Genomic DNA, 19,780 nt, shown 5'->3' with positions numbered 1-19,780 from the left:
GGCAGGTGTGTGTCGAGGTGGTCTGTGGCGGGCTTTGTCACCCGTGGCGGGGTTGAGGTACTAGCGCCAGGTGACGTTCCACATGCGGTTGTTCCACGCTTCGAACGGGATGACCTCGCCGGTGTAGACCGGCCAGAAGTAGGCGAAGGCCATGATTGCGGCCACGAGGATCAGCCCGACGGCCATGCGGCGTCCGAACAGCGGCCAGGGGATTCGAGTGCCACGGCCGGCGAAGAGGAGGCCACGTGGTTTGGGGGCGAAGGAGGGGACGGCGTCGGGAGTGGATGTCGCTGAGGTTGCGGTCGATGAAATAGCGGTCGCAGTCGCTGGCGTGGGCACCCGGCCCCATATGAGGGTGAGGCAGTAGGTGAACGCGAGGACGACGAAAGGCACCATGACGATTGTGTAGAAGGTGAAGATGGTGCGGTCCTGGTAGGTGAACCACGGCAGCCAGGTGGCGGCGAGTCCGGCCAGGATGACGCCGGCGCGAACGTCGCGGCGGACGATCCAGGCGACCAAAGCGACGAGGATGGCGATGGGTGCCAACCCCCAGATGACCGGATTGCCCACCGAGGTGATCGCCGAGGAGCAGTGCTCAACGGCGCAGCCCATGCTTCCCTGGTCCGGAGACTCGTAGTAGAAGGAGGTCGGCCGCCATTGCACGATCCACCCCCACGGATTCGACATATAGGGGTGTTCGGAGTCGAGGCCGACATGGAACGAGTACGCCGTGTAGTGATAGTGGGCCAGAGACGGCAGCCACAGCAGCCAGTCAGGCAGTGCGCTCCACCAGCCGCTGTTCTCGAACGCCCACTGCCGATCCCAGGCATCATCGGAGCGGATCCACCCGGTCCAGGTGACGATGTAGGTCAGCAGCGCCACCGGCACCAGTTTGAGAAATGCCGGAACGCTGTCGCGGATGAGCATCCCCAGCCAGGGGTGGACTACGCCTGCACGGTGACGTGAGTGCACGTCCCAGGCGACGACGAGGATCCCGAACGCGGCGAGAGCATAGAGTCCCGACCACTTCACACCCATCGCCAGACCGAGGCTGATGCCCGCGGCGATGAGCCAGGGACGCACGCCGAGGTGGTGCCCGAAATTGATCAGATCCTTGCGTCTGGAAGGCTGAAGGTCACGTCCTCCGTCCGGGGGACTGGTCGAGGCCGCGTACCGGGCGAGCTTCTTGGTGACGAACTCTCGGTCGACGACGATGAATGCGAAGGCCAGGAGGATGAAGGCCATGAGGATGATGTCGAGCAGGCTCGTGCGCGAATGCACGAAGTGCTCGCCGTCGATGGAGAGCAGCCCGGCCGCGACACAGGCGAAGAGCGCCGAACGGAAGAGCTTCCAGGCGATGAAGCCCATGAGGAAGATCGTCAGTGTTCCCACGATAGCGACGGAGAAGCGCCATCCGAAGGAGTTATCGGCGCCGAAGAGGTGGATGCCTGCGCCGATGATCCATTTGCCCAACGGCGGGTGGACGACATATTCGGGGGTGGACTCGATGACGCTCGGGTCACCGGCATTGAACGAGTCGTCGGCATTCTCCGGCCAGGAACGTTCGTAGCCGTATTTGAAGACGGAGTAGCCGTCCTTGACGTAGTAGGTTTCGTCGAAGATCAGTCGGTGAGGGAAGTCGAGGTTGAAGAGCCGGAGGACTCCGCCGATCGCTGTGATGATCAGCAGGACCGGCCACATCCAGATCGGGGCCCGAGTCGCCCACATGCCGGCGGTGAAGGAGCGCCTACGGATGGCGGCAGCATTAGCGCGGATCGATTCGCGCCGGTCAGCACGACGTTCCCGGGCCATGAGAGTGGTGGGAGCCGAGGTGGTTGCAGGGGTTGTAGCAGGGGCTGCAGATGATGTGGGCATTGCAGGCGTTGCGGATGCTGCGGGGAAGTATGTGCGGGGGCGTTCGGAGTCGGTGTGGGAGTCTACGGGGTCGGTGTGGGAGTGTGCGGGGTCAGCGGACTCATCCGTGGGGTCGGTCGACCACCTCGGCGCCTGGGGATCTTCGGAATGAGTCATCGTCGTCAAGTTTAAGGTCCGAGAAGGCGCCAGCTCCCATCTGGTCCCCAGGGTGAGTCGTGTGCGCATTGTCCTTCGGCCACTGACCACGACTAAGGTAGTCCTCAACAGGCGGCAAACGAACGAAACGGTGAAGAGCGTGTCCTACAATCCGAACTATCGCCCGAGCGATCCACCACAGGTCGGATCCCAACAGTTCAACAACTCCTACGGGACATCGCAGCCCGGGTACGGCTCAGGCCAGAATCAGGGGTACGGCTCGGGGCAGTATTCGAATCCGAACGCGTATCAGCAGAACCAATCCGGCCCTGCGGTCTACAACCAGCCGAACGATTACGGCCAGCCCGGCGCATACGGCTACAGCCAGCCGAATTCTTACAGTCAGCCGATGACCTACGGGGCGCCGATGATGGTGCGGCCAGCGGTGAATAGACTGTCTAGCTGGGCGATGTGGATGGGCATCATCGGACTCGGCGGCGGTTTCGTCTGCAGCTTCCTCTCCCTGATTCCTATCCTCGGCTACTTCTTCATGTTTTTGGCGATGTTCCTGTGGATCGCGCCCATCCTCGCTGTCATCTTCGGTCATGTGTCTCGTGGACAGATCAAGAAGTCCGGCGAAGATGGCCGAGGTCAGGCCACTGCGGGTCTGGTCATGGGCTATGTCGGCATCGGCTTGGGCCTGCTGGGACTCATCATCATCGTCGGCGTTGTGGGACTGGGAGTCTTCGCTGCAGCCATGGGCTACTGAGGGGTCGGCATAGACCGGTGAGCGACTGTCTTCGGACGGACCAGCTCACGAGGGTCCGTTTTCTGCCCTGACACCGGTGGTGCAGGACTGCAACACGTTTTGCTCTTCGCGGACTGTTCGGCTCGATAGCGTTGTATTCAGACGCAAGGGGAACATTCCTTCAGCAGGGATCATCCCGTGAGCAGCCACAGCAACAGGAGCGAACCAGATATGTACACTCGGCAACTGCCCGCCAGCGGCGGCAACGCGGCATCAGCCCACTCGAACTACGGTGGCTACCCAGGCTATTCTGCTCAGCCGAATCCTGCCGCGTACGGGGCAAACCCGGGGTTCGTCGGCCCGGTGACGTACATCTATCAGCCGATTGCTCCCACCAACTCCGTCGCGATCGTCGGCATGGTGTTGGCACTTGCCGGGGTCATGACATCCTTTATCCCCGCTGGCATCGTCGGGATCATCATGGGTCACATCGCTCGCAAGCAGATACGCCAGCGGGGTGAGCGCGGAGACGCAATGGCACTGACAGCGCTCTGGGCTGGCTACCTCGGTACGGCGTTCTGGGTGATCGTCTGGGGCCTCTATATCGGATTCATGGTGCTTGCAATCATGGCGGGCGTCGCCGCCGAAGAAGCTACCTACTGAGCGAACTGAGACCCATCTGTGACAACCTCACCTTTTGTCGCGGAGTACGACTCGGTACCGTTGTAGGCATACGCAAGGAGATCGCGCCATGAGCAGTCAGAACAACTGGAACAATCCAGACATGTATTACCAGCAGCCGCAGTCAGGTCCCGCAGCGGGCAGCGGCTACAACAACGCCAATGCCAACTACGGCGCTGCGAGCTATAACCCGAACGCCGCTTATGGCGCCAACGCCCAGTACGCCGGTGGCGCACCCACCTATGTCTACCAGCCGCTTCCGCCCACGAACACGCTGGCGATCATTGGTCTCGTGGCCTCGATCTTCTGCTTTATGAGCAGCATCTTCCTCGCTGGCATCGCCGGAATCATCATGGGGCATATGGCCCGCAAGCAGATTCGGCAGTCAGGCGAACGCGGAGACGGATTGGCTGTCGCCGCACTGTGGGTCGGCTACATCAGCACCGCATGGTGGGTGCTGTTCTGGGTCGTCTACGTCGGCATCATGGTCCTTGTGTTCGGAGTCGCCATGGTCGGTGCAGGGTCATACAGTTGATGTCCGGGAGACCGGAAGACGCTGGAGACTTTGACGGCGCAGGTGACTTTGACGGAGTCGCTGATGAGGCGGACTCGTCTTCGGTTGCGCATGACGATGTGGATATGGCGCAGGACGACTTCGGCTCGACGGATTCCGATCCAGCCTCTGCCTCAACCTCTGCCTCAGCCGGGGGCAAGCTGGTCCTGGTCGGCACTCCGATCGGCAACCTCGGCGATGCGAGCGAACGCATGCAGCGTGCCATCGCCACCGCCGATGTCATTGCAGCTGAGGACACTCGTCGTTTCCTGTCGCTGACGCAGCGATTGGAACTCACGCACACCAAGCGTGTCATCAGCGTCTTCGACCACAATGAGCAGTCTCGAGCTCCCGAGCTCGTCGAACTCATCCGCTCCGGTCAGACCGTTGTCCTACTGAGTGATGCGGGTATGCCTGCGGTCTCCGACCCCGGATACCGCGTCGTCAAGGCGTGTGCCGAGGCCGGACTTCCGATCACCTCCACACCGGGACCGTCTGCCGTTCTCATGGCGCTCGCAGTCTCTGGGCTGCCCAGCGACCGGTTCAGCTTCGAAGGTTTCCTGCCGCGCAAATCCGGGGCACGCAAGACCCTGCTTGAAGAGCTGCGCGGCGAGAAGCGGACCATGGTGTTCTTTGAAAGCCCCCACCGCATCGCCGACACCATGGACGATTTCCTCACCGTCATGGGACCAGACCGGCCCATGAGCATCAGCCGCGAGCTGACGAAGACCTATGAGGAGACTCTGCGCGGGACCGTATCTTCGCTGCGCGACCTCGCGGCCGACGGACTGCGCGGGGAGCTGACGCTCGTCCTCGCCGGAGCCACCGCGGTTGAGACCGCCCCGGAGGACCACCTCGACGCCGTCGGTGAACTCGTGGAGTCCGGCGTTCGTGCGAAAGATGCAGCAGGGCAGATCGCCAAGCAGTACGGACTGTCTAAGCGTGAGATCTACGAGGCCTGGCTGCACCGGTAGTAAGGTGCTCGGCGTCTCCGACTTGCGCGTTTGAGGGTGTGGATAGGTTAGGGATCGATCGAAGTTTCAGAGCTCTCCTTTAAAGCGGAGCTCTGAAACTTCGATCGATCCCTTGCCGTGTGTGCCGGACGCTGTGTGGTGGTGCGCGCACGATCAGCTAAGCGGAGCGTTTCTGCTGCACTGAGTGAGCTTGGTGCATTTGTCTGAAACCGCGGTTCACTTGGCCACGACTGGCTGTGAGATCTCCATTGACTCGCGTGCACTGTGCTTGGGGACAGAATCGTGTGATCCACACACGATTCGTCTCGGCTGGTTACCAGCACTATCGGCAGATCAGTGTGGTGGCATGTACAACGTCGTCTACTTCCAGGACCTCAGGGCAACGGGCGCGGCCACCACCGACATCAAAAGCGCGCTGGGGTGCTGCCTTTTGAAGCTCGATCGCGGTGTCTACTCGGTCATACGCCGGTGCAAGGATTCCTCACATCGGCGATTCGTCAGATTTGCAATCGACGAAGCGTGGTTGGTCTATCACGAGACCGGTCGCCACCGCGAGCGCTCCCAGCGGAGGAAGTATCTGGAACATCTCGATCGACTTCGGATTCTCCACTATCCCAGGTACCGGTCGGGTGACGTGGTCTGGGGACCATCAGCTGCGAAGCTCCACAAATTGGGGCTGTTCGACGTGCCGACTCAGCCAGTAAATGTCGCGCATGCTGTGTCCAGTTCCCGCACCGGCTCGTTGACCAGGCGGCGAATTTCGGTGCATGCCGAGGACATCTGCGAAGTCGAAGGGATCAGGGTCACTACGCAAGCGAAGACCGCGCTGGACCTGAGAATGGCGCTCGGGCCAGCGGCCGCATTCGCCGCCATGGAGCAAGTTCTCCGATGGTCCATGATCGGCTTCGATGAAGAGGCCATCTTCAAGACGGGCTATCCGCCTCACATCATGTCTCGGGTTCCCGATGCAGTCGACGGGTTGTTCGGCCCACCAATAGCTCGGATGGCTAGGGGGAATCAGAGTGCGAGGAAGCTTGCTTCATTGGTCACTCCGCTCTCGGAGAGCTATGCCGAGAGCCGGGCTTCGTTCAATTTGCACCTGCTCGGCCTGCATGACTTCGTGCAGCAGTTCGACGTCAAAGACGGGTATCGGACTATAACGCGACTGGATCACCTTTTCGAAGAGTCCGGAGTTGCCTTGTACATCGACGGAACTCAAAAGTATGTGGACGGAGGGTTCGCCGTCATGAACAAGGAGAGCTGGCAGCAGAACCGTCTGCTGTCGATGGGGTACAAAGTGATCCGCTTCAAGTTCAACGAGATTTTGAATGTAGCGACTTTCTCGCGGAAGCTGTTCGACCAGGCACCCGAGCTGAGGCAGCACTGCAAAAAGAAGCTGGCGCTGTGAAGCACCCCGAGCTTGCGGTGAACTGAGGTCAACTGCCGCAAAGTGTGGGCGTGAAGCGACCTTTTCTCGCTGGAAGCAGAGTTAGGGATCGATCGAAGTTTGAGGGCTCACGTTCAAAGTCGAGCTATAGAACTCAGACGGGGCTATTTCCAATAGGGGGCACACCCACTCCCCTGCGGACCCCTGCGCGACGGCGGCTCGGCTTCCCTTAGACTGTGTGACCTATGGGTTATTACTTGACGACAGCTATCGCTTACCCCAATGGGGCCATCCACATCGGGCACGCATATGAGTACATTGCGGCCGATACGATCGCGCGGTTCAAGCGCCTCGACAACCACGAGGTGTTCTTCGCAACCGGCACCGATGAGCATGGTCTGAAGATGCTGCAGGCGGCGAACAAACTGGGCATTTCGCCCAAGGAGCTCGCCGACGACAACGCGAAGAACTTCCGCGACACGCAGCTCGCGCTCGGGTCCACGTTCGACCGGTTCATCCGCACCACCGATGAGGACCACTACGAGGCGTCCAAGGCGATCTGGCGCAAGCTCGAAGAGGCCGGTGACATCTACCTCGACACCTACGCCGGCTGGTACTCCGTCCGCGATGAGGCCTTCTACACCCAGGACGAGACTGAGGTCGTCGACGGTGTCCGCCTGTCGACTGAGACCCGCACCGAGGTGACTTGGACGGAAGAGGAGTCCTACTTCTTCCGTCTGTCCAATTACCAGGACAAGCTGCTCGAGCTGTACAAGAACCACCCCGAGTTCATCGGCCCCGATTCGCGTCGCAACGAGGTCGCCTCCTTCGTCGCCTCGGGGTTGAAGGACCTTTCGGTCTCGCGCACCACCTTCGACTGGGGTGTGCCGGTGCCCGGCAACGAGAAGCACGTGATGTACGTGTGGATCGACGCTCTGACCAACTACCTCACCGCCGCCGGATACCCCGATGACCAGGAACGCCTCGACAAGTGGTGGCCCGCCGACGTCCACATCATCGGCAAGGACATCATCCGCTTCCACAGCGTCTACTGGCCTGCGTTCCTCATGAGTGCCGGCATCGAGCTGCCCAAGCGCGTCCACGCCCACGGCTTCCTCTTCAACGCCGGTGAGAAGATGTCGAAGTCCGTCGGCAACGTCGTCGATCCCATCGACCTCGTCGACGCGTTCGGCCTCGACACCCTCCGCTTCTTCCTCTTCCGCGAGTTCTCCTACGGCAACGACGGGTCCTACACCAAGGACTCGATCATCACCCGCAAGAACTCCGACCTCGCCAACGAGTACGGCAACCTCGCCCAGCGCTCGCTGTCGATGATCGCGAAGAACTGTGACGCCCAGGTTCCCCAGCCCGGTGAGCTCACCGACGACGATGAAGCCCTGTTGGCGTTGGCCCGCGCGGTCCCCGACAACGCCCGTCGCCATGTCGACACCCAGGCTCTCCACCTCTACGTCGAGGCCTGCTGGAAGGTCCTCTCCGAGGCCAACCGCTACTTCTCCGCACAGGAGCCCTGGAAGCTGAAGAAGACCGATCCCGATCGCATGGCCACCGTGCTGTGGGTGACGATCGAGGTCGTACGCATCATCTCGATCCTCATCCAGCCCGTCATGCCCGAGTCCGCCGGCAAAATCCTCGACCTCCTCGGAGTCGAGGCGGGTGCCGGTGAGGCCGGTGCCAAAGTTCTGCCGACAGCGACAGCGACCGACAGCGGAACCGGCGCCGAGGCGATGGAGACGGTCACCGCGAACGCCGGCATCGGTGTCGCCGCCGGAGCAGCCTATGCCTCCGCTGGCCTGGCACCTTCGGTTGCCGAAACCACCGCGGGTGGAATCTCCGCCGCCGAGGTGGATCCCCGGTCGTTCGCCGCCATCGAGTATCCGCTCGAACCCGGCACACCGCTGCCTAAGCCCGAACCCGTGTTCCCCAAGTTCGTGGAGGAGACCGAATAATGGCCTCTCGCGCCGCCGGAACCTATCCTCCGGTGCCTGAGCCGCTTGCCCACCCGGTAGTCGACACCCACACACATCTCGATATCTGCACGGGTGTGCGACTGCCCTTGGGCGCTGGCGAACCCGAACCAGAGGTGCGTCCCGACGAGGACGAGGAGTTCCCGAGCCTCGACTTCTTCTTCGACACCGCGCAGTCGGCTGGAGTCCAGCGCATCGTGCAGATCGGCTGCGATCTGCCGGCAGCTCGCTGGACGACCGAGCTTGTCGCCGAGCAGTCCGAGCAGGGCCGTTCGTGGATGCTCGGCGGTGCGGCACTGCACCCGAACGAAGCGCCGAGGCTGGCCGAACGAGGCATGCTCGACGATGCGCTCACAGAGATCGAGTCGCTCGTGGCCTCCAACGATCGCATGCGCGTGGTGGGGGAGACAGGCCTCGACTACTTCCGCACCGGCGAAGACGGTGTCGCCGAACAGCAGCGCTCCTTCCGCGCCCACATCGAGATCGCCAAACGCACGGGCAAGGCCCTGCAGATCCACGACCGTGAGGCACACGCCGACGTGCTGCGCATCCTCAAGGAGGAAGGCGCTCCCGAGGTCACGATCTTCCACTGCTATTCCGGCGACGAGGCGATGGCCCGCGAGTGCGCGGAGGCCGGGTACTACATGTCGTTCGCCGGGAACCTCACGTTCAAGAACGCGGACGAGCTCCGCCGTGCGGCAGCCGCTGCCCCGCTGGATCGGCTGCTGACCGAGACAGACGCCCCATTCCTCACCCCGCATCCGCACCGTGGCAAACCGGGAGGCCCGTACCTGACCGCGGTTACGGCACGCATGCTCGCCGAGGTGCGGGGGATGAGCGAAGAGGAACTGTGCTCTGCGGTGTGGAAGAACGCGGAGACCGCGCTGGGAGGCTGGGACTGACCAGCCACCTCGGTGAGGGTGAGGATAACGCTCGATCAGCCACCTCGGCGGGTAAATGTCACGATTGTGACGAAGCCCGGAAACACGGGGAAGTCCTGGTGAGAGCGCCAGCTCAGGCACCCTCGTTGTTACATGTTCGTAATGTTTTGCGTATCTTGTAACGAATCGGTTACAGTGGATGAGTTGATGACCTCTGCCCCAGGGATATTTTTGTGATTGATTTTCTCAAGAACCGCAAAGTGCAAATTGCTGCACAGGCGGTAGTGATTACCGGACTCGTGGGTGGCACGGGTGCCGTGGTGACCATGAACAAGCCAGTGACATTGGATGTCAATGGTCAGGCCGAAGAGGTTCGGACCTTCGGTGGAACCGTGGGGGACGTCCTCGACAGCCGCGACCTCGACATCGAGAAGCGCGACAAGGTCAAGCCAGGCGTAGACAAGAAGATCTCGCGGGATATGACGATCACCGTCAATACCGCGAAGAAGCTTTCGCTGTCCGTCGACGGCAAGGAAAGCGACGAGTGGACCAACGCGAACACCGTCGGTCAGGCGCTGGCCGACCTCGGTGTGGACGCGAAGGGCGCCGACCTCAACGCTAAGCCGAACCAGAAGCTCAAGGAACAAGGCAATGACATTGACGTGACGACCGCTAAGGACATCACGATTGTCGCCGATGGCAAGGACCACAAGGTCTCAGCCGCAGCGGAAACCGCCAAGGAAGCCCTCGGCGAGACCAAGTTGAAGCTCGACAAGGACGACTTCATGTCCGTTCCCCTCAGCTCGAAGGTCTCCGACGGCCAGGTCCTCACCGTGAACCGTGTGAAGAACGACACGGTCAAGGAGAAGGAAGCCATCAAGGCCAAGACCGAGACCAAGAAGTCTGACTCCCTGTACCAGGGTGAGACCAAGGTCGAAGAAGAGGGTAAGGACGGCCAGAAGCAGGTCTCTTACAAGGTCAAGACCGTCAATGGCGAACAGGTGAAGAAGGAGAAGAAGGACGAGAAGGTCCTCTCCGAGCCCAAGGCCAAGGTTGTCATCGAGGGCACCAAGAAGAAGGAAGCCCCCGAAGCCCCCGCAGAGAAGCCTGACGACTCCGACAACGGTTCGGACGCCGGAACAGGCGACGGCGGCTCTGACGAAGGTTCGGGCGGCTCCGACGACGGTGACAAGAGCACCGGTGGCGGCGGCTCCGGCTCCGGTGGTGGCGACATGAGCACCCAGGAGATCAAGGACATGCTCGGCGGACCAGGATCCAAGTGGTACCAGGTTGCCAAGTGCGAGTCTGAGTTCAACCCGAAGGCTGTGAACCAGTCGAACCATGCACACTTCGGTCTGTTCCAGTTCAAGCTCCAGACATGGCAGAACATGGGAGGCAGCGGCAATCCGGTCGATGCCAGCCCGCAGGAGCAGTTCGATCGTGCCAAGAAGCTGCAGCGTGAAGCCGGCTGGAGCCAGTGGGCCTGCGCCTGATCGCAGAGCGCGACTGCTGACCTGCAGTAAGCGACATGCTGAACTGAAGCGATAAGGTCACAGACGACAGCCACAGGTACGGACCCGGAAGATCATCTTCCGGGTCCGTACCTGCATTCACGAGAGGGGCACCTTGCAGCGGAAGGTGCCCTAACTTTGCCGCCGGCAGGGTCGCCTTCGAACACCTTTCCTGGGGTTTCGGGCACCTTTCCTGGGGTTTCGCCCAGAGCGTGGACAATCCTTGGCACTCGAGTTGACCGAGTGCTAAGAGCGTTCTAAAGTCGAATTAGCACTAGCACTCAGTGAGTGCCAGTTTCATGAGACGGTCGAATCGCTCGGCACCCGCGACGACGAGAGATTCATGGCAGCAGCCGCCGTCTGACTCAAAGAAGAATTGAACCCAGCGAAGGGAGAGGGCCCGATATGTCGGTCTCCATCAAGCCACTCGAAGATCGGATTGTCATCCGTCAGGTCGAAGCAGAGCAGACTACCGCCAGTGGTCTGGTCATTCCCGAAACCGCCAAGGAAAAGCCTCAGGAAGGCGAAGTTGTCGCAGTGGGCCCAGGCCGCGTTGCTGACAATGGAAACCGCGTCCCAGTTGACGTGGCCATCGGCGACAAGGTCATCTACTCCAAGTTCGGCGGCACCGAAGTCAAGTACGCAGGAGAAGAGTTCCTCGTGCTCTCGGCTCGTGACGTGCTCGCCGTCATCGGCTGAATCCCCTGACCAACTACTTCACTGACAGGAGGACGAATGCCTAAGAATCTTGAATTCAACGACGAGGCTCGTCGTGCACTCGAAAAGGGTGTGAACATCCTCGCGGACACCGTCAAGGTGACGCTGGGACCCAAGGGCCGCAACGTTGTTCTCGACAAGAAGTGGGGCGCACCCACCATCACGAACGACGGTGTGACCATCGCTCGTGAGGTCGAGGTCGACGACCCATACGAAAACCTTGGCGCTCAGCTGGCCAAGGAAGTTGCCACCAAGACCAACGACATCGCCGGTGACGGAACCACCACCGCGACCGTCCTGGCACAGGCCTTCGTCAACGAAGGTCTGCGCAACGTCGCTGCCGGCGCCGCACCAGGTGCCCTCAAGCGCGGAATCGAAGCCGCCGTCGAGGCTGTCTCCACCGAGCTTGGAACCATCGCTCGCGATGTTCTCGACTCCTCGGAGATCGCACACGTCGCCGGTCTGTCCGCTCAGTCCGAAGAGATCGGCAAGCTCATTGCCGATGCCTTCGACAAGGTGGGCAAGGACGGCGTCATCACGATCGACGAATCCCAGGCCGCATCTGTGGAACTCGAAATCACCGAGGGAATGCAGTTCGACAAGGGTTACCTCTCGCCGCACTTCGTGACCGATGCTGATCGCCAGGAAGCTGTGCTCTCCGACGCGCTCATCCTCATCAACCAGGGCAAGATCTCCAACATCCAGGAGCTCCTCCCTGTGCTGGAGAAGGTGCAGCAGGCCGGAAAGCCTCTGTTCATCGTGGCCGAGGACATCGAAGGCGAAGCTCTGTCGACGCTAGTCGTCAACAAGCTGCGCGGCATCATCAACGTTGCCGCCGTCAAGGCTCCCGGCTTCGGCGACCGCCGCAAGGCGATCCTCGAAGACCTCGCCGTCCTCACCGGCGGCCAGGTCGTCACCGCTGATATGGGCATGAAGCTCGACCAGGTCACCCTGGAAGAGCTCGGCAACGCCCGCACCATCACCGTCACCAAGGACAACACCACCATCATCGATGGTGCTGGCTCCGACGAGGACGTCAATGGTCGGGTCGCCCAGATCCGCAGCGAGGTCGAGAACACCGACTCCGATTGGGACCGCGAGAAGCTGCAGGAGCGCTTGGCTAAGCTCTCCGGCGGAGTCGCAGTCATCAAGGTCGGCGCCGCCACCGAGGTGGAGCTCAAGGAACGCAAGCACCGCGTCGAAGACGCTGTGTCTGCTACCCGTGCAGCCATTGAAGAGGGCGTCGTCGCCGGCGGTGGATCGGCTCTGATCCACGCAGCCAAGGTTCTGGACGGAAACGACCTGAGCCTGACCGGCGACGCAGCCACCGGTGCTGACATCGTCAAGCGCGGAGTCGTTCAGCCGCTGCGCTGGATTGCTGCCAACGCTGGCCAGGACGGCTACGTCGTCGTGTCCAAGGTCAAGGAACTTGCTTCCGGCCAGGGATACAACGCCGCCACCGATTCCTATGGCGACCTCATCGGCGCCGGAATCATCGACCCGGTCAAGGTCACCCGCTCGGCACTGCGCAACGCCGCTTCAATCGCCGCACTGGTTCTCACCACTGAGACACTGGTCGTCGAGAAGAAGGAAGAAGAGGACGAGGACTGATCCTCATCTGATACCTGTGTGGCCCGGAACTTTGTTCCGGGCCACACGTGTATTCACCCGCTGTGTATTCGCCCGCCGAGGTTGTTCGCCGTGTCGTCGCCCCCGTGCCGTCGTCCCAGTGCTGTACAGGCGGCTCACACCTACTGATCAGTCAGATCCTATGTTCCTCGCCGCCAAGGGTCGTTAGTCTGGACAAGACAGTTTGACGCAACAATGTAGGGACCCTATGACGACCGCCTCACCGATGCCCATCGCTCAACTTCGTGATGTTTCGAAGATCTTTGATCCGAACGGGGCAGCGCTGGTCGCTCTCTACCAGGTCTCTCTCGATATCGCTCCCGCACGTCTGACGGCCGTGATGGGTCCTTCGGGGTCGGGCAAATCCACCCTCATGCACATCCTCGCCGGACTCGACCGGCCGAGCTCGGGGACTGTGCACATCGGCGAACGTGAGATCACCGCATTGCGTGAGGATGAGCTCACCGCCCTGCGTCGGCGGCGGATCGGCTTCGTGTTCCAGGCGTTCAACCTGGTGCCGACCCTCACCGTCAGGGAGAACATCGTGCTGCCCTTCGAACTCGATGATCGCAAGCCCAATGCCGATGAGCGCGCCTGGATCTCCAGCATCGTCAAGCGCCTCGGCCTCGACGGGCGGCTGAAGCATAGGCCCAGCGAGATCTCGGGCGGACAGCAGCAGCGCACGGCCATCGCCCGTGCCTTGGCCACCCGACCGGATATCCTCTTCGCCGACGAACCGACCGGCAACCTCGATGGACGGTCGGGCCGCGAGGTCATGGCCATCATGTCCGAGGCCGTGCGCGAGCTCGGCCAGTCGATCGTGCTCGTGACGCATGATCCGATCGTGGCCGCCTATGCCGACCGCGTCGTGTTCATTGCCGACGGTACGCCCGTCTCAGAGCTCAACGACTCGATCAGCGCCGAGGTGATTGCACAGAAGATGCTCGACCTCGACGCGCAGGCCGAGGCTGTCGAGGCTGGAGGGCGCCGATGAACCCGATGCGGGAGATCCGGACCAACCCGCGCCAGTTCGCACCCAGCTTCCTCGTCGTCTTCATCGCCGCACTCTTCGGCACAGTCATCATGCAGGGCATCGAGATTCTCACGGCCTGGATGTCATCGGCGAAGATCGTCTCCGAGTCCGACACAGCGCAGGGCCTGCTCACAACGGTGGGGCTGGTCTTCTTCGTCATCGCACTGTTCGTCTCGAGCATCGTCATCGCGAATACGTTCTCCATCATCATCGCCGGTCGCAGCCGTCAACTGGCACTGCTGCGGCTCATCGGAGCTTCCTCCCGACGGCTGCGTCGGGCCGCCTCGGTGGAGGGACTGCTCGTTTCGATACCCAGTGCCATCGCCGCGTTCCTCGTTTCCACCGCACTTGCGAAGGCAACGACGGCCTACCTCGGCGAACAGATCACCGTGGAACCCGAACTGCTCAGTCCGATGATGTTCCTCCCCGGCGCGGCGACCATCGTCGTGACTTGGTTCTCCGCGTATCTGGGCGCCCAACGCATCAGCGGCATCTCGCCGATCGAGGCCACCTCTCAGGCTGTCGAGCGTCGCCCCGAGGACGCGCGCGCTTCGATGGGAGCCTTGGCAGGTGCACTCATCCTGCTGTCCATGGGGATCACCCTCCTCATCAGCGGCGTCGTCGGTGCCAGCGGGAACACGGTGAGTGTCCTGGGCGTGCTTCTCGTTGCCGTCGGTGCCGCACTGACCTTCGTCGGCGTCATCGTCGGCAACCCGTGGATTCTTCCGCCGCTGCAGACACTGACCGGGTGGCTGCTCGGCCGAACGGCAACCGCGCGTCTGGCTGCGTCGACGATCGCTCGCCATCCCACCCGCAATGCGCGCACGGTGATCGGACTCGTCATCGGCATCACGCTCATCGTCATGTTCGCCACGGCCATGACGACCTTCAGAGAGCAGCTCCTCGACTACGCCGAATCGCTCGGCGACGACGGGTGGGGCGGCTTCGAGGATGTGCTGAAGACCATCATCGATCAGACGATGATGTTCTTCCTCGGCATGGTCCTCTTCTCCGTCATCATCGCCGTCATCGGAGTCGCGAACGCACTCACCCTCTCCGTGCGACAGCGCACTCAGGAGATCGGTCTGCTCATGGCCCTCGGCCAGACGCCACGACGGGTGCGACGCATGATCGTCGCCGAGGGGATGCAGCTGAGCGTGACCGCCTGCCTGGTCGCGGTGCCACTCGGCATCGCTTTCGGTTGGATCGGTGCCCTGGTGCTGCTGTCACCGCTGACTGGATTCTTCGCTCCGTCCGTGCCCTGGTGGGTGATCATCTCCGTCGTCGCCGGTTCACTTCTGGCCGTGCTCGCCGCCAGCCGTGCCCCGGCACGCGCGGCCACGTCGATCAGTCCCGTGGACGCTCTTCAGGCGGTATGAGCCCTGGCCCTCGCCGAGGTGGGTCTCAGTCCGGTGTCACCGTGCCGTTGCTGCCGTTGACGCTCACAGTCTGGCCCGAGGTGAAGCGGCTGGTGGCGTCTCGGACGGCCATGACTGCGGGCAGGCCGAGTTCACGAGCTGTGACCGCGCCGTGGGAGAGTGCTCCGCCGCTTTCTGTGATGACGCCGCTGGCCTGGTAGAACAGAGCCGTCCACGCCGGATTTGTGGTCCGGGCGACGAGGATTGCCCCGTCCGGGAAGGATGAGAAGTCCTCGGGGCTGTGGACGACGAAGACCTCGCCGGTGACCTCGCCGGGACTGCCGGCAGTTCCCTTAATGAAGTCACCGTCCGTGTCATCACCGACCTCCGGGGCACGACCGTGCTCCCATTCGGGAGTCCGCGCGACCGCGTCCTGGTACCCGGCCCTGTTCTTCTCTGCGATCGCGCTCAGGCCAGCCAACGCCTCGGCGGGGGAGTGCTGCCCGTTGCCCGAGTCCGCAGAACCGTCTGCGCCGGCGGAATCACCCATAGAAGCGTCTGTGCCGGCTGAATCACCGGCACGGATCGCTGCGTCGAGGGGTTCGAAGTTGATGAAGTAGACGTCCATGGGGTCGGTGAGAACGCCCTGGTCGACGAGCCGGCGACCCAGCTCGCGCAGAGCTCGGCGCATCGGCAGCGTCAGTCGCGTGGTCTGGTAGTGCTCCAGGTCATCGAGCGCCGTGTACGCCCGTGCCAGACGGATGACCTCCTGGACCAGATAGCGCAGCTTCTCCGGGGCGGCATTGATCACTTCACGCTCGGTCTCGGCCTGCAGGACCTTGCGTTCTAAGTCGGAGTCCGCTGCGGCGTTCGTCTCCCGGTCGGCCAGCAGGCGGACCTGATCGAGGACGATGTGCGGGGCCTCGACCCAGGTCGGATGGTAGGCGTCGAAGTCGAGTTCACGGTGGCCATGCTTGGCGAGGAAGGTCGCGAATTCGTCGAAGAAGGCGGGGAAATCATCGAGAACCGCCAGCCCCGCCTCTCCGGTGTGGCTGCGCAACGTCGACAACAACTCGGGGTTGCTGCGCACCGTGCGTGAAAGCTCCCAGAGTTCTGCGTTGACCTGCGAGGTCTTCGTCTCTGTCGATGCCAGCAGCCGTTCGAATACGACTTGCGCAGTCTCCTTGTCCAGCGCCATCTCGAGCATGTGCGAGAGCGCTCCGTAGAGGGTCTGCTGCGTCAGGGAGATCGCGATATTGGGGCGGAAGTACTCGGTGCCGAGGTCGCTGATGGCGATCACGTGATCCCACACCTCGGCCAGCGACTTGTCCTCCAAAGGTTCGTGGGACAGCTTGCCGATGCCCATGAGATATGTGTCGAGATCACGCATCCACCGCACCGGCAGCTCCTGCACCCAGCCGAACTGAGAAGCGATCTCCGGCAGAGATTCGGTGATGGTCTCGACGCTGGAGAGCATCTTCGTCGGCAGTCTCCCGGCGTAGAGGTCGACGGCCGTCTGGTTGCCGTAGATGTAGAAGTCGCGCATCACGAACCATTTGTCGTCAAAGGGCGGCAGGCCCATGAGGTCGAAGCTGTGGTTGAGTGAGTAGTGGAACCCTGCCTCGACGAGATCCCAGGTCAGAGGCGTCACAGGAGTGGGGAATCGTTCAGCGGATTCGTCCCGGGTCCACCGAGGTGCGACGCGAGTGATCGGTCGCGACTGCAGGAGGAAGAGGTCATCACCGCTGAAGGCCCATTCGATGTCCTGCGGGAAACCGAAATGGTCCTCCGCGCGGACGGAGAGTTCGGCCACCGCTCGAGCCTGTTCAGCAGTCAGCGCCGGACGAGTCTGCTGATCCTCGCCGAGGTGGACCTCCCTCGTGCGCGCATCGCCGTGCCCATCCATGACGAGTGCCTTGGGTTTGTCCGCGATCTCTGCTGCGACCTGGGTGCCGTCGGCGCGAGCGATGCGGAATTCGTCGACTGGTTCCTCGCCGCCGACGACGGTCTCGCCGAGACCGAACGCCGCATTGATGAGGACCTCGTCCGTGTTGCCGCGCACCGGATCGACGGAGAACGCGACCCCGGCAGCCTCCTCGGCGCCGACTGCGACCATGAGCTGGACGACGACGGCCATCTTCGCCTCCAGCTGGTCAACCCCGAGCTGCTGGCGGTAACGGAAGGCGTGCGGGTTCCATAGTGAGGCATAGCAGTCGCGCACCGCCTCGGCGATGGCGTGTGTTCCGCGAACACCGAGGTAGGTGTCGTGCTGACCGGCGAAGGCCGCTCCGGGCAGATCTTCCATGGTCCCCGAGGAACGCACCGCCACGGCCTCATCTCTCAGGCCAGCAGCCTGAGCCGCCGCCTCGAAGTCAGCGAGCCAGGAATCGGGGACCGGGGTGCTGCGGATGAGGTCACCGATCGCCTCGGCGGGGTGCTCTGTGTCCATGAGCTCGGTGATCTGTGACTGCAGGGGTGTGACGAACTGAGTGTAGGCCTCGGCGGTGACGATGAAGCCGCCGGGAACGGGCAGATTCTGCGCGGACTTCGCGAGGCTGGCGCCCTTGCCGCCGCTGGTCGCCAGTTCTGTGGCGAGAGGATCGGTGAAGCCGAGGGTGAGTGTCACGAGTGCTCCTTGAGATGTCGCAGGTGGGTGCAAATGTCGAAGGGTCAGAGGTCGATCGGGTCACAGACGCAAGCGACGCAGGCCCAACAGCAGCCAGCCGCAGACCGCACTGACGATGCCGATTCCGATGACCAAGGGCCAGAAGAATGCGGCAACGATGAGTACCGGTACCCAGACCATAACCGCTGCGAAGCTCCCGAGGAGTCGGAAGAATGTGACAGTATTGCGACCGTCTGCGCGCGAGCCGGCAAAGGCAGCTGCTCCGAGTACGGGAGCGAAGAGCCACATGAGTGCGAGCCCCACCCAGCGCAGCACGGTGACCGCGAGACTCGCAGCCGCGGGTGCGCCATCAGCTGCGGCCGTGGTCGATTCACGCTGCAGGTCCAGGAAGGCCTTCGCGAACGTGGCCGCTCCGCCCGAGGTACTGCGGGCGACGTCGAGCGCGTTCGCCTGGATCCGTTCGAAGGTCTCCTCATCGGGACAGTTCACCGAGACCTCGTCGAGGGCCGATCCCATCGCCGAGGCGACCTGATCCTCCCACACAGATCGATCCTGGCCATTGCGGTCAGGAATCGTGATCGACTTCCCGCGGACCACCTCGGCGCGGGAACGGAATCGGTCAGGAGTCGAATAGAAGAGACCGACCGGGATGACCTCGAGATCGATGCCCTCCTCGATCAGGGTGCAGGCGATGCGGGCGGCACCCGACTTGTAGTGCTGGGGTCGGTGGCCCCACTCGCTGCTGGCTTCGGGGAAGATGCCCAGATCACCACCTCGGCGCAGGTGTGCAGTACCGGCTTCGACCGGGCTGGCCACCGATGCTGGGTCGAGGTTGTAGCGTTCGACGTCCTTGGGGCGGACGACGGGAATGCCGGCGATGAAGAGACGCAGGAACCAGCTGCGGATGAGCTGGATCGAGATGAGGAACTGGACGCGCGGGAATGCGGCGAGAACCTGATGACCGTCGATGGCTCCATTGCGGTGACTGGAGATGATGAGGCGCGGGCGCGGGGGTGATCGTGTAGTGGAGTCGCTCGAGGATTCGTCGCGGACGAAGGTTTTGCTCCGGTCTGCGGACTCGCTCCTGGCAGCGGGATCGGCACCGACGTCGAGGACAGGGATGCGACCGAAGTACACGGTGCGCATGGCGGCGTTGATGAACCGGTGCCCCCAACCCAGGGAAGCCGCTGTCTGCTCAGCCTTCGAGGACATCGCGCAGACGTTCCAAATCCTTCTCCACTGCCGCGATATCCCGGGCGAATTCCTCGTCACTGACATTCGGCAGGCGGTAGACGGTGAAGACGACCTCGCTGACGTCATCGTTGTGAAGTACCCGCAGCGGATTGTGCATGCTGGTGCCGTCCGGGAAGATCACGTCGTGGTCGAGGATCCCGAATTCGATGCCAGGACGGAACTTGACCTCGACCTCACCCATCGGCGAATCGGTGATCCACCTTCCTGCCTCATTGCGTATGCCCTCACTCAGGCCCGCGGCCCACTGCGGGAGGTTTGCCGGATTGCCGGCGAAGACAGCGATGTCGGAGGGGTCTCGGCGGATCGTCTGCGAAATGTGGTGCGCGTCGAAGCTCATGCACCCAGTGCATCACAGGAAGGTGGTCTTCACCAGAGCGCGTTGTCACGGAATCCATGGACGAGTTCACCTCCAGGTACCGAGCCGTTCACTTTC

The 19,780-nt window shown here is 62.4% G+C and carries 16 protein-coding genes; 12 read left to right on the top strand and 4 right to left on the bottom strand.

From position 1 onward, the window contains the following. Positions 1-60 precede the first annotated feature (60 nt). The gene (locus CXR25_RS14625) at positions 61-2,031 is read right to left on the bottom strand and encodes a dolichyl-phosphate-mannose--protein mannosyltransferase (protein WP_241212338.1); all 1,971 of its coding nucleotides are present in this window, start codon (positions 2,029-2,031) and stop codon (positions 61-63) included. A 139-nt stretch (positions 2,032-2,170) separates the two neighbouring features. Between CXR25_RS14625 and CXR25_RS14620 the strand changes: the two genes are divergently transcribed. The 12 genes from CXR25_RS14620 to CXR25_RS14565 all read left to right on the top strand — a co-directional run bounded on the left by CXR25_RS14620 (position 2,171) and on the right by CXR25_RS14565 (position 15,488). Then, positions 2,171-2,779: a DUF4190 domain-containing protein gene (locus tag CXR25_RS14620; protein WP_241211502.1), complete on the top strand. Its 609-nt coding sequence runs from the start codon at positions 2,171-2,173 to the stop codon at positions 2,777-2,779. A 210-nt stretch (positions 2,780-2,989) separates the two neighbouring features. Beyond that, positions 2,990-3,421 carry a DUF4190 domain-containing protein gene (locus CXR25_RS14615; protein ID WP_226829822.1) on the top strand — a complete coding sequence of 144 codons (432 nt, stop codon included), beginning with the start codon at positions 2,990-2,992 and terminating at the stop codon, positions 3,419-3,421. Between the two features lie 88 nt (positions 3,422-3,509). Then, entirely contained in the window at positions 3,510-3,974 is a 465-nt protein-coding gene (locus CXR25_RS14610) for a DUF4190 domain-containing protein (protein ID WP_009883272.1), read from the top strand. A gap of 104 nt (positions 3,975-4,078) precedes the next feature. Further along, on the top strand, positions 4,079-4,966 hold the full coding sequence (gene rsmI / locus CXR25_RS14605; RefSeq protein WP_420836558.1) for a 16S rRNA (cytidine(1402)-2'-O)-methyltransferase: 888 nt from the start codon (positions 4,079-4,081) through the stop codon (positions 4,964-4,966). Positions 4,967-5,312: 346 nt separating this feature from the next. Then, a complete protein-coding gene (locus CXR25_RS14600) occupies positions 5,313-6,374 on the top strand; it encodes a hypothetical protein (protein ID WP_096163045.1) in 1,062 nt (353 codons plus the stop codon). Positions 6,375-6,598: 224 nt separating this feature from the next. After that, entirely contained in the window at positions 6,599-8,320 is a 1,722-nt protein-coding gene (gene metG / locus CXR25_RS14595) for a methionine--tRNA ligase (protein WP_069600724.1), read from the top strand. Beyond that, positions 8,320-9,240 (top strand): TatD family hydrolase, encoded by a 921-nt coding sequence (locus tag CXR25_RS14590; protein ID WP_009883267.1) that lies wholly within the window; start codon positions 8,320-8,322, stop codon positions 9,238-9,240. Before metG ends, CXR25_RS14590 begins: the two co-directional genes overlap by 1 nt. A gap of 305 nt (positions 9,241-9,545) precedes the next feature. Continuing rightward, positions 9,546-10,712, top strand: coding sequence for a resuscitation-promoting factor (locus tag CXR25_RS14585; RefSeq protein WP_226824182.1), 1,167 nt, complete (start codon positions 9,546-9,548; stop codon positions 10,710-10,712). Between the two features lie 423 nt (positions 10,713-11,135). Further along, on the top strand, positions 11,136-11,429 hold the full coding sequence (gene groES / locus CXR25_RS14580; protein WP_009883265.1) for a co-chaperone GroES: 294 nt from the start codon (positions 11,136-11,138) through the stop codon (positions 11,427-11,429). 36 nt (positions 11,430-11,465) lie between these two features. Beyond that, positions 11,466-13,058, top strand: a complete 1,593-nt coding sequence (gene groL, locus CXR25_RS14575; RefSeq protein ID WP_009883264.1) for a chaperonin GroEL — start codon at positions 11,466-11,468, stop codon at positions 13,056-13,058. A 226-nt stretch (positions 13,059-13,284) separates the two neighbouring features. Continuing rightward, positions 13,285-14,070, top strand: a complete 786-nt coding sequence (locus CXR25_RS14570; protein WP_069600722.1) for an ABC transporter ATP-binding protein — start codon at positions 13,285-13,287, stop codon at positions 14,068-14,070. Then, positions 14,067-15,488 carry an FtsX-like permease family protein gene (locus CXR25_RS14565; protein WP_125240725.1) on the top strand — a complete coding sequence of 474 codons (1,422 nt, stop codon included), beginning with the start codon at positions 14,067-14,069 and terminating at the stop codon, positions 15,486-15,488. Before CXR25_RS14570 ends, CXR25_RS14565 begins: the two co-directional genes overlap by 4 nt. A gap of 25 nt (positions 15,489-15,513) precedes the next feature. Here the strand turns inward: CXR25_RS14565 and CXR25_RS14560 are convergent, their stop codons facing one another. Genes CXR25_RS14560 through CXR25_RS14550 form a run of 3 tightly spaced genes read right to left on the bottom strand, consistent with a single transcriptional unit; the run spans position 15,514 to position 19,684 of the window. Then, positions 15,514-18,093: a PEP/pyruvate-binding domain-containing protein gene (locus CXR25_RS14560; protein ID WP_125240724.1), complete on the bottom strand. Its 2,580-nt coding sequence runs from the start codon at positions 18,091-18,093 to the stop codon at positions 15,514-15,516. 60 nt (positions 18,094-18,153) lie between these two features. After that, on the bottom strand, positions 18,154-19,305 hold the full coding sequence (locus CXR25_RS14555; protein WP_125240723.1) for a lysophospholipid acyltransferase family protein: 1,152 nt from the start codon (positions 19,303-19,305) through the stop codon (positions 18,154-18,156). Further along, positions 19,289-19,684 carry an SRPBCC family protein gene (locus tag CXR25_RS14550; RefSeq protein ID WP_009883257.1) on the bottom strand — a complete coding sequence of 132 codons (396 nt, stop codon included), beginning with the start codon at positions 19,682-19,684 and terminating at the stop codon, positions 19,289-19,291. Before CXR25_RS14550 ends, CXR25_RS14555 begins: the two co-directional genes overlap by 17 nt. Positions 19,685-19,780 lie beyond the last annotated feature (96 nt).

The organism is Brevibacterium aurantiacum, assembly GCF_003932995.1.
GTDB lineage: Bacteria > Actinomycetota > Actinomycetes > Actinomycetales > Brevibacteriaceae > Brevibacterium > Brevibacterium aurantiacum.
This window is presented reverse-complemented; position numbering and strand designations above follow the sequence as displayed.